General features: G+C 73.2%; 12 protein-coding genes. 4 read left to right on the forward strand and 8 right to left on the reverse strand.

What is annotated here, in order from left to right; translation table 11 throughout:
- Window positions 1-1,431, forward strand: coding sequence for a rifampin monooxygenase (gene rox / locus ACIBF7_RS32965; protein ID WP_397198872.1), 1,431 nt, complete (start codon window positions 1-3; stop codon window positions 1,429-1,431).
- Between the two features lie 3 nt (window positions 1,432-1,434).
- Here rox and ACIBF7_RS32970 read toward each other — a convergent pair whose 3' ends face one another.
- Together ACIBF7_RS32970 and ACIBF7_RS32975 are read right to left on the reverse strand one after the other, a co-directional pair.
- Entirely contained in the window at window positions 1,435-2,256 is an 822-nt protein-coding gene (locus ACIBF7_RS32970) for a hypothetical protein (RefSeq protein WP_397198873.1), read from the reverse strand.
- Window positions 2,253-3,284 carry an NADP-dependent oxidoreductase gene (locus tag ACIBF7_RS32975; RefSeq protein WP_397199123.1) on the reverse strand — a complete coding sequence of 344 codons (1,032 nt, stop codon included), beginning with the start codon at window positions 3,282-3,284 and terminating at the stop codon, window positions 2,253-2,255. Before ACIBF7_RS32975 ends, ACIBF7_RS32970 begins: the two co-directional genes overlap by 4 nt.
- An 89-nt stretch (window positions 3,285-3,373) precedes the next feature.
- On the opposite strand from ACIBF7_RS32975, the gene ACIBF7_RS32980 reads away from it, so the two are divergent.
- On the forward strand, window positions 3,374-3,811 hold the full coding sequence (locus tag ACIBF7_RS32980; RefSeq protein WP_397198874.1) for a MarR family winged helix-turn-helix transcriptional regulator: 438 nt from the start codon (window positions 3,374-3,376) through the stop codon (window positions 3,809-3,811).
- A gap of 15 nt (window positions 3,812-3,826) precedes the next feature.
- Here ACIBF7_RS32980 and ACIBF7_RS32985 read toward each other — a convergent pair whose 3' ends face one another.
- Window positions 3,827-4,714, reverse strand: a complete 888-nt coding sequence (locus ACIBF7_RS32985) for a LysR substrate-binding domain-containing protein (protein WP_397198875.1) — start codon at window positions 4,712-4,714, stop codon at window positions 3,827-3,829.
- Between the two features lie 80 nt (window positions 4,715-4,794).
- Here ACIBF7_RS32985 and ACIBF7_RS32990 point away from each other — a divergent pair, with 80 nt between their 5' ends.
- Together ACIBF7_RS32990 and ACIBF7_RS32995 are read left to right on the forward strand one after the other, a co-directional pair.
- Window positions 4,795-6,042: an MFS transporter gene (locus ACIBF7_RS32990; RefSeq protein WP_364236157.1), complete on the forward strand. Its 1,248-nt coding sequence runs from the start codon at window positions 4,795-4,797 to the stop codon at window positions 6,040-6,042.
- Between the two features lie 17 nt (window positions 6,043-6,059).
- Entirely contained in the window at window positions 6,060-6,935 is an 876-nt protein-coding gene (locus ACIBF7_RS32995) for an SDR family oxidoreductase (RefSeq protein WP_364236155.1), read from the forward strand.
- Between the two features lie 40 nt (window positions 6,936-6,975).
- Here ACIBF7_RS32995 and ACIBF7_RS33000 read toward each other — a convergent pair whose 3' ends face one another.
- The 5 genes from ACIBF7_RS33000 to ACIBF7_RS33020 are packed head-to-tail and all read right to left on the reverse strand — an operon-like array spanning window position 6,976 to window position 11,871.
- Window positions 6,976-8,124, reverse strand: coding sequence for an alpha/beta hydrolase family protein (locus ACIBF7_RS33000; protein ID WP_397198876.1), 1,149 nt, complete (start codon window positions 8,122-8,124; stop codon window positions 6,976-6,978).
- A 12-nt stretch (window positions 8,125-8,136) separates the two neighbouring features.
- On the reverse strand, window positions 8,137-9,552 hold the full coding sequence (locus ACIBF7_RS33005) for a S41 family peptidase (protein WP_397198877.1): 1,416 nt from the start codon (window positions 9,550-9,552) through the stop codon (window positions 8,137-8,139).
- Window positions 9,549-10,583 (reverse strand): ABC transporter permease, encoded by a 1,035-nt coding sequence (locus tag ACIBF7_RS33010; protein ID WP_271276519.1) that lies wholly within the window; start codon window positions 10,581-10,583, stop codon window positions 9,549-9,551. The genes ACIBF7_RS33005 and ACIBF7_RS33010 overlap by 4 nt, the downstream gene beginning before the upstream one ends.
- A complete protein-coding gene (locus ACIBF7_RS33015; RefSeq protein ID WP_148031664.1) occupies window positions 10,580-11,470 on the reverse strand; it encodes an ABC transporter ATP-binding protein in 891 nt (296 codons plus the stop codon). The genes ACIBF7_RS33010 and ACIBF7_RS33015 overlap by 4 nt, the downstream gene beginning before the upstream one ends.
- The gene (locus ACIBF7_RS33020) at window positions 11,467-11,871 is read right to left on the reverse strand and encodes a GntR family transcriptional regulator (RefSeq protein ID WP_148031663.1); all 405 of its coding nucleotides are present in this window, start codon (window positions 11,869-11,871) and stop codon (window positions 11,467-11,469) included. The genes ACIBF7_RS33015 and ACIBF7_RS33020 overlap by 4 nt, the downstream gene beginning before the upstream one ends.
- Window positions 11,872-11,939: the final 68 nt, after the last annotated feature.

Genomic DNA, 11,939 nt, shown 5'->3' on the forward strand with positions numbered 1-11,939 from the left:
ATGATTGACGTGATCATCGCCGGTGGCGGGCCGACCGGCATGATGCTGGCCGCCGAGCTGAGGCTGCACGGCGTGCACGTGGTCGTGCTGGAGAAGGAGACCGAACCGACGCCGAACGTCCGTTCCCTCGGCCTGCACGTGCGCAGCATCGAGGTGATGGACCAGCGCGGCCTGCTGGAACGCTTCCTGGCGGAGGGCCGGAAGCACCCGCTCGGCGGGTTCTTCGCCGGCATCGCCAAGCCGTCGCCCGGCCTGCTGGACACCACCCACCCCTACGTCCTCGGCATCCCGCAGCCCGTCACCGACCGCCTGCTGGCCGAGCGCGCCGCCGAGCTCGGCGCCGACGTCCGGCGCGGCCGCGAGCTGGCCGGGCTGAGCCAGGACGAGCACGGGGTGACCGCCGAGCTGGCCGACGGCTCGCGGCTGCGCGCGCGCTACCTCGTCGGCTGCGACGGCGGCCGCAGCACGGTGCGCAAACTGCTCGGCGTCGGCTTCCCCGGCGAGCCTTCCAGGGCCGACACGCTGCTGGGCGAGATGGAGGTGGGGGTGCCGCAGGAGACGGTGGCCGCCGTGGTGGCCGAGGTCCGCAGGACCCAGCTGAGGTTCGGCGTCGGGCCCTTCGGCGAAGGCGGCCTGTATCGGGTCGTCGTGCCGGCCGAGGGGGTGGCCGAGGACCGCTCGGTCCCGCCTGGCCTTGAGGAGTTCAGGCGGCAGTTGCGGAAGGTCGCCGGCACCGACTTCGGCGTGCACTCACCCCGCTGGCTGTCCCGCTTCGGCGACGCCACCCGGCTGGCCGAACGGTACCGGACCGGCCGGGTGCTGCTGGCCGGCGACGCCGCGCACGTCCACCCGCCGATGGGCGGGCAGGGGCTCAACCTGGGCATTCAGGACGCGTTCAACCTCGGCTGGAAGCTGGCCGCCGAGGTCGCCGGCTGGGCGCCGGAGGGGCTGCTGGACAGCTACCACGCCGAACGGCACCCCGTGGCGGCCGACGTGCTCGACAACACCCGCGCGCAGGCGGAGCTGATGTCCACCGAACCCGGCCCGCAGGCGGTGCGCCGGCTGCTGTCGGAGCTGATGGACTTCGAGGACGTGAACCGCCACCTGATCGAGAAGATCGTCGCGATCGGGATCCGCTACGACCTCGGCGAGGGGCACGAACTGCTCGGCCGGCGGATGCGGGACGTGCCGCTGAAGAACGGCCGCCTCTACGAGCTGATGCGCGGCGGCCGCGGGCTGCTGCTCGACCGGACCGGCCGGCTCTCGGTGGAGGGGTGGGCCGATCGGGTCGACCACGTCGTCGACGGCAGCGAGGAGCTGGACGTGCCCGCGGCGCTGCTGCGGGCGGACGGCCACGTGGCGTGGGCCGGCGACGACCAGCGGGAGCTGACCAGCGGGCTGTCCCGGTGGTTCGGCGCCGCGGCCGGCTGAGCGCTACGCGCTCGTCCTCCATTCGTCCAGGTGGGCGTCGATGAACTCCCGCATCGAGGTGGGCTCACGCCCGGTTATCCGCTTCACGGCCGGCGAGAGCTCGGCGAAGCCGCCGTGCCGGACGCGGTGGTAGAGGTCGTCGAGGATGCCCGCCGTCCAGGGGTCGAGGCCGTGCAGGGTCTCCCGCGGGGGCGGGTCCTCGGCGCGGATCCGGTGGCCCAGGCGCGCGGAGAGCTCCCGCGCGACGGACGCGACCGGAACCGCCTCCGGGCCGGTGATCGTGTGCGCCCGGCCACGGTGATCCTCCGGCGCGCGGAGCGCGGCCACGGCCACGTCGGCGATGTCGCGCACGTCCACCCACGCGATCGGGCCGCCGCCCGAGGGCAGGCTCAGGACGCGGTCGTCACGGATGGCGTCCCGGTAGAAGCGGGGGTCGGTCAGGACCTGATGGAACCAGGACGGGCGCAGCAGCGTCCAGGAGGCGGCCCGGGTGACGACCGCGTCCTCGGCCCGGCGAGCCCAGTGGTCCGGCGCGAGCGATTCGGCTCCCTGCTCGGACACCAGGACGACATGGGCGTCCGGGTTCACCTCGACCAGGCCGGCCATGAGGTCGGGAGCGGCGGGCAGGTCGGGGCGCACCAGGTAGATCGCGTCCACGTCCGCCGCCTCGCGCCAGGTCGCCGGGTCGTGCCAGTCGAAGCGGACCTGATCGGCGGCGGGCCGCGACGCCCCGGCCCGGACGAGGGTCCCGGAGCGGCGCAGCCGGGCCGTCACCTCGCTGCCGGTCTTGCCCCGGGCCCCGGTCACCAGCACCGTGCGGGTCACGCCTGCTCCCCGAGCCGGACGACGGCCTTGCCGATCGTGGACGTTCCGCCGTGCAGCAGGCCCAGCAGGGCTTCGGGCACCCGCTCGATGCCGTCGAGCACCGTCTGCCGGTGCACGATCTGGCCCGAGCGCACCCAGGAGCCCACCTCGGCCCGGAAGGCGGGCATCTGGTCCCGGTGGTCGCCGACCAGGAAGCCGCGTGCGGTCGCCCGCCTGGTGACCAGCTCGTACAGGTTGCGCACGCCGTGCGGCTCCCGGCCGTCGTACTGGCTGGCCATCCCGCACAGGGCCAGGCGGGCGCCGACCCGCAGGCGGCCGATCGCGGCCTCCAGCTGGACGCCGCCCACGTTGTCGAAGACCACGTCGACGCCGTCCGGCGCGGCCTGCGCGAGGAGCTCGTCGGCCGCGCCGTCGTGATAGTCGAAGGCGGCGTCGAAACCGAGGTCGTCCACCAGATGGCGCACCTTGGCCGGCGATCCCGCGCTGCCGATCACCCGCCCGGCTCCCCGCAGCCTGGCGATCTGACCGGCGACGCTCCCGACCGCCCCCGCCGCTCCGGTGACGAACACCGTGTCGCCGGGCCGTACCTCCGCCATCCGGGTGATGCCCAGCCACGCGCTCAGGCCTGTCGTGCCGAGCACGCCGAGATAGCTCTCGGCGGGCAGATCGCCGGTGTCGATCGGGGAGACCCCGGCCGCGTCGACCACGGCGGCCTCGCGCAGCCCCAGGAAGTGCTCGACCACCTGGCCCGGCTTGACACCGCCGGCGCGGGACTCGACGACCACGCCGACCGCTCCTCCCTCCAGCGGCGCGTTCAGCGGGAACGGCGGGATGTAGGACGGACGGTCGTCCATCCGGCCACGCATGTACGGGTCGACCGACAGGTGGGTGTTGGCGACCAGGACCTCACCGGGCCGCAGGTCGGGAATCGGGGCTTCGACCAGCGTGAAGTCGTCGGCCGACGCCTGTGCTCGCGGCCGTCGGGCCAGGTGCCACTCCCGGGCCCGTCCCTTGCTGGTAACCGTCATCGGCATGCCTCTCGTAGATGCTTGAGTCAATCAAGCATTCAACCTGGCACACATATTTGAGTGAGTCAAGTTCTTGGTAGGGTGGTGCCATGGCGCTACCCACAGGGCCCGTCACCGCGTCGACCGACGCCGAACGCGCGATGTTCGACTTCGTCGACGCCTACGACCGCGCCTTCGAGACCGCCGCCCTGCGACACGGGCTGAGCGTGGCGCAGGCCTGCGTGCTGGGGCGCCTGACCCGGGAGCGCGGCATGGGCGAGCTGGCCGACGAGCTCGGATGCGACGCCTCCAACATCACCCAGATCATCCGCAGGCTGGAGGCGCGCGACCTCGTCCGCCGTCAGCCCCACCCCGACGACCGCCGCTCCCGGCAGATCGTCCGCACCCCCGAGGGCGCCGGCCTCTACGCCGCCTTCGAGGAGTCCTTCGCGTTCGCCCGCTCCGCCGTCTCCAACCTGAGCGCCCGCGAGCAGGACCAGCTGGCCACCCTGCTCCGCAAGGCGCTCCACGGGAACGACCGGGGGTGAGCCGCCCGGCGCGTCTCACGCGCCGGATTCGGACACCTGGACGCCCAGCGCCGACAGGAACGCGGCGGCGGCGGGGGAGGGCCGGTGCCGGCTCCAGATGAGATGCTCCACGCGGGCCGGAGCGTCGCTGAGCCGGACCACGGGCAGGTCGGGGAGCTGGGACACGAAGGCCGCCGGCAGCATCCCGACGCCCAGGCCCTGCCGGATCAGGCGAGCCATGAAATCGGGGGTCGACACTTCGAAGGCGACCTCGCGCCGCACCCCGGCCGCCGCGAAGGCCTCGTCGGACTGGATCCGCCCGGCGCTGCCGGCGGGGAAGTCGACGAACCGCTCGTCCGCCAGCCGGTCCAGCTTCACGTGCTCCTTGTCGGCCAGCGGGTGGCCGGGCGCGACCACGGCGACGAGGTCGCCGCGTGCCAGCTCACGGCCGCGGACGCCCTTGGGCCGGACGCCCAGGGGAAGCCCCAGGAAGGCGACGTCGAGCGTGCCCTGCCGCACCCGTTCGACGAACTCCTCGCTCGCGCCGGAGCGCAGGCTGATGCGTACCTCCCGGTGGCGCAGGTGGAAGCGCCGTAGCGCGACCGGCAGATCGACCGCCGTGACGGTGGGGATGGCGCCGATGGCGAGCCGGCCGCGGATCTCGCCGGCGGCGGCCGCCACCTCGGCCCTGGCCCGCTCGGCGGCGTCGAGAGCCTGGCGGGCGGCGGGGAGGAACGCCTCGCCCGCCGGGGTCAGCCGGACGCTGCGGCTCGTGCGGTCGAACAGCTTGGCGCCCAGCTCGCGCTCCAGCCGCGCGATCTGGTGGCTCAGCGCCGACTGGACGACCAGGCACTGCTCGGCGGCGCGGGTGAAGTTGGCCGTCTCCGCAACGGCGACGACGTAGCGCATTTGCTGAAGCTCCATGGATCAATCGTGATTCACGATCGTTGAGATGACAAACATGCGTTGGACTCATTGATCGCTCATGCCTCAGGCTGGGACGCATGACGCCAAGACCCCATCCTGAGGGCGGCCTGTCGCACGGGCTGCTCCTGCTCATGTCGGTGGCGACCGGGCTGGCGGTCGCGGGCAACTACTTCGCGCAGCCGCTGCTCGACCTGATCGGCAGGGAGCTCGGCCTCGGACCCTCGATGGCGGCGCTCACGGTGACGGCCGCGCAGGCCGGGTACGCGCTCGGGCTGATCCTGCTGGTGCCGCTCGGCGACCTGGTGGAGCGGCGGCGGCTCGCCGTGTCGCTCTACGCGGCGACCGCGGTGTTCCTGCTGGTGTCGGCCACCGCGGCCGACGGCACGGTGCTCCTGGTCAGCACGGCCCTGACCGGCCTGGCCTCGGTCGGCGCGCAGGTCGTGGTGCCGTTCGCGGCGACGCTGGCGGCCCCCGCCGAACGCGGCCGCGTGGTCGGCACGGTGATGACCGGGCTGATGCTCGGCCTGCTGCTGGCGCGCACCGCCTCCGGCACGCTGTCGGAGCTGGGCGGCTGGCGGACGGTCTACTGGGTGAACGCCGCCCTGATGGCGCTGACGGCCGTGCTGCTGCGGGTCTTCCTGCCCCGGCTCGGCGGCGACGGCGGGCGCCTGTCGTACCCGAAGCTGCTGCGCTCCACGATGGCGATGTTCCGGTACGAGCCGCTGCTGCGCTGGCGGGCGGCCATCGGCGCCCTCAGCCTGGCCTCGTTCAGCGTGCTGTGGACGGCGCTGACCTTCCTGCTGGCCGGGGCGCCGTACGAGTGGTCGGAGTCGGGCATCGGCCTGTTCGGCCTGGTCGGCGTCGTGGGCGCGCTGACCGCCACGGTCGCGGGACGGCTGGCCGACCGCGGTCTCGTGCAGATCGTGACCGGCGCGGGGACGGTCCTGCTGGCGGCGTCCTGGCTGGCGCTCGCCGCCGGGACGCGCTCCCTGATCTGGCTGCTCGCCGGCGTGGTCGTGCTGGACCTGGCGCACCAGGCGGTGCTCAACAGCAGCCAGAACGTCATCTACGCGCTGCGGCCCGAGGCCCGCAACCGGATCAACTCCGCCTTCATGACCTCCTTCTTCGTCGGCGGCGCGGTGGGCTCCGCGCTGACCTCGGTGGTCTGGGTGCACGGCGGCTGGACCGCCGTGTGCGTCCTGGGCGCCGTCCTGTCCGCCGGGACCGTCGTGCTCTGGGTCCTGGAGCGCCTCACCACCGGCCGGGCCGCCGGGAAACCCCCGCGGCCCGCCGCCCACCCGGCGACCGCCGGATCTGCCAAATAGTCACAAGGAGAACGAACATGTCACGCACCGTACTGATCACCGGAGCCACCGGAACCGTGTCCACCGCGCTGATCGACGCGCTGGAAGGGGCCGACGTCCGCCTGCGCGCCCTCGTCCGCGACGCGTCCAGGGCGGACGGGCTGAGGGACAGGGCCGAGGTCGTCGTCGGCGACCTCGGCGACCCCCGGTCACTGACGCCCGCCTTCGAGGGCGTGCAGGACCTGTGGCTGCTCACCCCGAACAGCCCGCGCGCTCCGGAGAACAGCATGAACGCCGTGTGGGCGGCACGCCAGGCCGGCGTGGAGCGCGTCGTGCGCCTGTCCGTGATCGGCGCGGCGCACGACGCGCCGAACCGCAGCGGCAGGCTGCACGCGCTGTCGGACCAGGAGCTCGAACGGTCCGGCCTGCGCTGGACGATCCTGCGCCCGCACTGGTTCATGCAGAACCTGCTGAACGAGACGGGCGACATCGCGGCCACCGGCACGTTCTCGCTGAACGTCGCCTCGTCCAGGGTCGGCATGATCGACGTGCGCGACATCGCCGAATGCGCCGCCCGCGTGCTCCTCGACGACCCCGACCGTCACCACGGCCGGACGTACACGCTCACCGGCCCGCGCTCGCTGACCTTCGACGAGGTGGCGGCCGAGCTGGGCCGCGTCCTCGGCAGGCCGGTCGCCTATCTGCCGGTCAGCGACGAGGCCAAGCACAAGACGCTGCTCGGCCACGGTGTCCCTGAATGGATCGCCGACATGCTGGAGGAGTACGCGCGGGCGTACGTCTCCGGCTGGGGCGACTTCACCACCGACGCGGTCGCCGGCCTGCTCGGCCGCCCGCCGCGCGACGTCGCCGACTTCGCCCGCGACCACGCCGCGAGGTTCGCCCCGGCCGCCTGAGCCGGGGCGAACCTCGCGGAGCGCCGGGCGGGACGTGCGGCTAGAGGCAGGCCCCGCCGTCCGGGGCGCAGTGCTGGACCTCGGGATACCGCGCTGACGGCTTGTCCAGCAGGGGCTGCCGTTCCGCCTTCAGATGCTGGTCGAGGAAGGCCGCCACATACGTCCGGGTGAGCTCGGCGGCGCGCGCCGCCGCCAGTTCGGGGCCGGCGGGTCCGATGCCGAGGGCGCCCGCCAGCACCGGGAGGTCGGTGAAGGACTGGTGGTCCCCGCCCTTCATGACGATCCACCGCTTCCACCCGGTCAGCAGCTTCCAGTCGCGCTCCCAGGTGGTGTCCCGGCCGCCGGGGACGTGCTCCGGCGAGCCGATGAACATGAACGGCCTGGAGAACCCGCCTTCGGGGATCCGGGCGTAGGTGGTGCCGTCCATGTCGATGCCGGCGCGTACCCGGGAGTCCTTCACCATGACGGCCACCGAGCTCGCCCCGCCGATCGACTGGCCGGCCATCGCGATCCTGGAGCGGTCGATCAGACCGGCGCCGTCCCACCGGGACGGCAGCTGGTCGAGCACGAAGGAGACGTCGGCCGCCCGGACCTGGACCACCCCCGCGCCGAAGCCCGGATCGGCGTCGCTGTCACACGCGAGGCACTCCGCCACCCGGCCGTCGGCCAGGGTCGTGGCGTAGCTCTCGTGGGTGTGGTCGATCCCCGCCACCACGTACCCCCGGCTGGCCAGGTCCTCGGCCAGGGACGTGAGCGTGCTCAACGGCTTGGTGAAGCCGGGGGACAGCACGACCAGCGGAAGGTCCCGCCCCGCGGGTTCGGCGTCTTCGACGGCGTTGGTGCGGGTCCGGCTGAGCGCGTCGTACGGAACGCCCGTGATCCTGGAGCCCTTGAGGAACAGCTCCGATTCCCGCGGCGTCATGTACGGCGCGCGTTCCCCGTCGCGCTGCCTGGTCGGGTACCACAGGGTGACCTTGAGCTCCCTGGCTTCGGCGTCGAGGTCCCAGGGGTCGGGGCGGGAGGTGTCCTTCAGGTGCAGGACGGTGGTGCCGACCGGATGGGCGCCGGAGGGCTCGGGCAGGACGGCCGGGCCCGTCGGCGTGGGCGACGGGGCGGCGGAGCGGGGCGGCGTCGGCGCGGCGCAGGCCGACACGGCCAGGACGGCCAGGACCGCCAGGAGGTGTCTCATCGCAGGGTCCCTTCACTTCCGCAGCAAGGTCAGGGCCTTGGCCAGCGCGGGGTCGCGCCCGGCGGCCGCGTCGCGCGGGGCCGGGGCCACGTGGTGGTCGGGCGGCACGCCGATCCGGTCGATCACCTCGCGATCGGGACCGAGGTGGTGCCTGGAGGGGAGGCTCAGCAGGGTGTTGTCGCTCAGCAGGTACGGCTGCGCCGGGCCGGAGACGACCCCGGCGGTCCTGGTGCCGACCAGCCGGCCGGCGCCCAGGTCCTTGATCGCGGAGCTGAAGTGCTCGCACGCCGACGCGCAGCCGCGGTCGGTGAGCACCACCAGCGGCAGGCCGACCAGTTCCACGGTGTTGTCGGTCCGCATGGCCTCGCAGTCGCCTTCCGCGGTGCACTGGTAGGCGGTGATCTTGCCGTGGGCGAACGCGCTCACCAGCCGGACCGCCTCGACGGGACTGCCGCCGCCGTTGCCGCGCAGGTCCAGCACGACGCCGGAGAGCGTCCGGCCGGTACGCAGCCGCGCGACCGCCTTGAGAACCCTGTTCGCGGCGTCGGAGCCGAACCCCCGCAACCGCACGTAGGCGACGTCGTCCAGCAGCTTCGACCGCACCGCCTGCAAGGTGGCCAGGTCCCGCTGGTAGAGGCCGGGCTTGAGCGTCACGCTCCAGCGGCGGCCGGTGCTCTCCCGCAGCAGCCGCAGCCGGACCGGGCGGGCCTGCGGGTAGCGCGGGTAGAGGGCGGCGATCGCGGCGGTGGCCTTCCCGTCGAGGAAGGGCGCCGAGCCGTCGATCGACTCGACGACGTCGCCGGGGCGCAGACCGGCGGCGTGCGCCGCGCCGCCCTCCACGGCGGTGACGAACAGCGGGGGCAGGGCCGTGCCGGGGTTGCCCGTCACCTGCGGGCCGTCGACGTTCGCCTGGAGTCCGAGTCCGTAGCCGTCGCCGTCGTAGGCGTCGGGGTGCCGTTCGACGCCGTGCGCCCAGCGGGCGTGGTTGTCGCCGAGCGCCGCCACCATGGCCTCCAGGGTGACCACGGCCAGCTCGTCGCGCAGGCCGGGCACCTGGTCGGTGGTCTTCCGGTAGACGGTCTCGAAAGCGGTCCAGTCGGCTTTCCTGTCACCGGTCAGCGCCGGCATGGCCGCCTCGGGCACGTCGCGGCCGTTGCGGTTGAGCTCCTGCGTCAGGGCGGCGAATCCGGCGAGCAGCAGCGTGCGGGCGTCCAGCGTGGCGCCGCCGTAGTAGTTGCCGAGGATGCAGAAGTACGCCTGCTCGATGACGTCGATCGTGGTGGCCGTCTCCGCAGCGGGCGGATCCTGGGGCCGCGCGCAGACCGTGCCGGCCGCCGTGCCCGCCTCGCCGCGCGGTGGCGTCGGCGCGGCGCAGGCCGCCGCCAGGAGGAGCGCGATCCCGGCCGCCGCGATCCTGGCGGCGGTCATGACAGACGCCTCCTGGTCCACCAGAAGCAGAAGCCCGCGAGGCCGGCCGTGAGCAGGGCGTAGATCCCGGTCTCGATCCACTGGAAGGGCCAGAAACGGTCGAGGGGGTGGTAGGTCGCCTGCTGCCGGTAGCCGAGGCGGTTGATCTCGGCCACGCACGTGTCCATGCCTCCGGACGGCGCGCAGGGTCCTGACGTGGTGGAGACGCCGACGGTGCCTTCCGCGCCGGCAGTGCGCCCGGACGGGTCGACGAGTTCGCTGGACAGGACCCAGGCGCCGGCGTGACCGGGGACGGCCGACCTCAGCATGACGTGCACGGCGCCGCCCTCGTCGCGGTCCATGCCGATGCCGTCCACGTTCGCCTGGCCGAGCTCGAAGGTCGCCGTGACCGGGGACATCAGATGGGGCCGGACCAGCATCGGCATCGCGAGCTGGACCACGGCGAACAGGGCCAGGGTGAGGGCCATGGCGGGCAGCATGCGGCGCACGAGCATGCCCACGGTCACCCCCAAGACGAAGGCGAAGGCCGCGTACCCCATCGGGGCGATGCCGCGCGCGCCGAACACCAGGGGAGCCATCAGGCCCAGCCCGTCGGCGGCCGACTTGTCCAGAGGGTCGGACCACCAGGTCACCATGAGGCCGCACAGGCCGGCGGCGGCCACCGTGACCAGGCCGACGAGCCCGAGCTTGACCGTCAGCCAGCGGGCGCGGGTGATGCTCTGGTTCCACACCAGCAGGTGCGTCCCGGCCTCCAGCTCGCGGGTGATCAGCGGCGCCCCCCAGAAGAGCCCCGCCAGGGCGGGCAGGAGCAGCACGACGAGGGTCAGGGCCATGAACGGGAGCTGGTACGTGTCGAAGAAGCGGTCGTAGAAGCGGCCGCAGCTGCCGTCCTGGGCGCAGGCGGCGATCCCGGAGGCGTAACCGGAGGCCAGGCCGGGGCCGGTCACGGCCAGGACGGCGGCGAGCACGCCGAGAACGGCGGCCATCATCACGGCCGAGCCGCGGAACTGCCGCCAGGTCAGCCAGATCATCGCCGCACCTCCAGCACGGGCCGCCGGTCATCGGCGACGTACCTGTCCATGTAGGCCAGGACGAGGTCCTCCAGGTCGAGCCGGGTGACCGTCCAGGCGGGGTCGTGGATCGGGGCGTCGGTGCGGATCACGTACGTGCTCTGCCGGTCGGTGTGGCGTGCGGAGATCACCTGCTGGCCGGCGGGGAGCCGGGCGGGGTCGCGGCGGGGGCCGGTGAGCCGGTGATGGGTGGACAGCAGCCGGTCGACCTCTCCCGCCACCTGCACGCGCGAGTCGACGAGCACGATCAGGAAGTCGCAGACCCGTTCCAGGTCGGCGACCAGGTGGGAGGAGAGCACCACGCTGAACTCGTGCTCGACGGTGGCCTCCATCAGCCCCTGCAGGAACTCGCGGCGGGCGAGCGGGTCGAGCGAGGCGACCGGCTCGTCCAGGATCAGCAGCTCGGGCCGCTTGGCCAGGCCCAGGGTGAGGGCGAGCTGGGCGCGCTGGCCGCCGGACAGCTTCCCCGCCCGGTGGCCTGAGGGGAGGCCGAGCCGCGCGATCCGTTCCCGCGCGAGGCCGGCGTCCCAGCGGGGGTTGAGCCGGGTGCCCAGACGCAGGTGCTCGGCGACGGTCAGCCCCGCGTAGACCGGGGTGTCCTGGGCGACGAACCCGACCTTGGCCAGCTGCGCCGGGCCGCCAGCCGGCCGGCCGCCCAGCACGGTGATGGCGCCCGCCGTCGGTTCGAGCTGGCCGGCGGCCAGTTTCAGCAGTGTGGTCTTGCCCGCCCCGTTCGGGCCCACCAGGCCGACCACGTGCCCGGCCGGGATGTCGACGGTGCACTCGCGTAACGCCCAGCGTTTGCCGTACTTCTTGCCCAGTTCCTGGGCTTGCAGGACAGAAGTCACGCTATTTCCTCCTGGGAGGCGGTCCGAAAGGTGGTCATGAAAAGGGCCTCGATGCTCTCGTCGTCGAGCCCGGCCCTGCGTGCCTTCTCCAGCCAGCGCCGCAGATCCGCGCGGAGCGGGCCGTGCGCGGCCAGCGAGGCGCCGGCCAGCGTCGCGGTCACGAACGTGCCGACCCCCGGCCGGGCGGCCACCAGGCCCTCGTGCTCAAGCTCCCGGTAGGCCTTGAGCACCGTGTTGGGGTTGATCGCCAGCCCCGCCACCACGTCCTTGACCGTCGGAAGCTGGTCACCCACGCGCAGCAGCCCCAGCCGCAGCGCGTGCCGCACCTGCTGGACCAGCTGCTGATAGGGCGAGACGCCGGACCGGCTGTCGAGGTAGAACTCGATCAACAGCTTCTCCATTCATCTAGTCTCCTAGTACTTTAGGAGTATGGATGTTAAGAAGCCGTAAGCCGCCGCGTGGATGGATG

It is taken from the genome of Nonomuraea sp. NPDC050478 (genome assembly GCF_044458265.1).
Lineage (GTDB): Bacteria > Actinomycetota > Actinomycetes > Streptosporangiales > Streptosporangiaceae > Nonomuraea > Nonomuraea ferruginea.

What these genes read in the sequence shown, in the direction of transcription:
- ACIBF7_RS33010 (WP_271276519.1), bottom strand. Translation starts at nt 10,583, where the DNA reads ATGATCTGGCTGACCTGGCGGCAGTTCCGCGGCTCGGCCGTGATGATG.
- ACIBF7_RS32990 (WP_364236157.1), top strand. Translation starts at nt 4,795, where the DNA reads ATGACGCCAAGACCCCATCCTGAGGGCGGCCTGTCGCACGGGCTGCTC.
- ACIBF7_RS32980 (WP_397198874.1), top strand. Translation starts at nt 3,374, where the DNA reads ATGGCGCTACCCACAGGGCCCGTCACCGCGTCGACCGACGCCGAACGC.
- rox (WP_397198872.1), top strand. Translation starts at nt 1, where the DNA reads ATGATTGACGTGATCATCGCCGGTGGCGGGCCGACCGGCATGATGCTG.
- ACIBF7_RS32985 (WP_397198875.1), bottom strand. Translation starts at nt 4,714, where the DNA reads ATGGAGCTTCAGCAAATGCGCTACGTCGTCGCCGTTGCGGAGACGGCC.
- ACIBF7_RS33000 (WP_397198876.1), bottom strand. Translation starts at nt 8,124, where the DNA reads ATGAGACACCTCCTGGCGGTCCTGGCCGTCCTGGCCGTGTCGGCCTGC.
- ACIBF7_RS32995 (WP_364236155.1), top strand. Translation starts at nt 6,060, where the DNA reads ATGTCACGCACCGTACTGATCACCGGAGCCACCGGAACCGTGTCCACC.
- ACIBF7_RS33005 (WP_397198877.1), bottom strand. Translation starts at nt 9,552, where the DNA reads ATGACCGCCGCCAGGATCGCGGCGGCCGGGATCGCGCTCCTCCTGGCG.
- ACIBF7_RS33020 (WP_148031663.1), bottom strand. Translation starts at nt 11,871, where the DNA reads ATGGAGAAGCTGTTGATCGAGTTCTACCTCGACAGCCGGTCCGGCGTC.
- ACIBF7_RS32975 (WP_397199123.1), bottom strand. Translation starts at nt 3,284, where the DNA reads ATGACGGTTACCAGCAAGGGACGGGCCCGGGAGTGGCACCTGGCCCGA.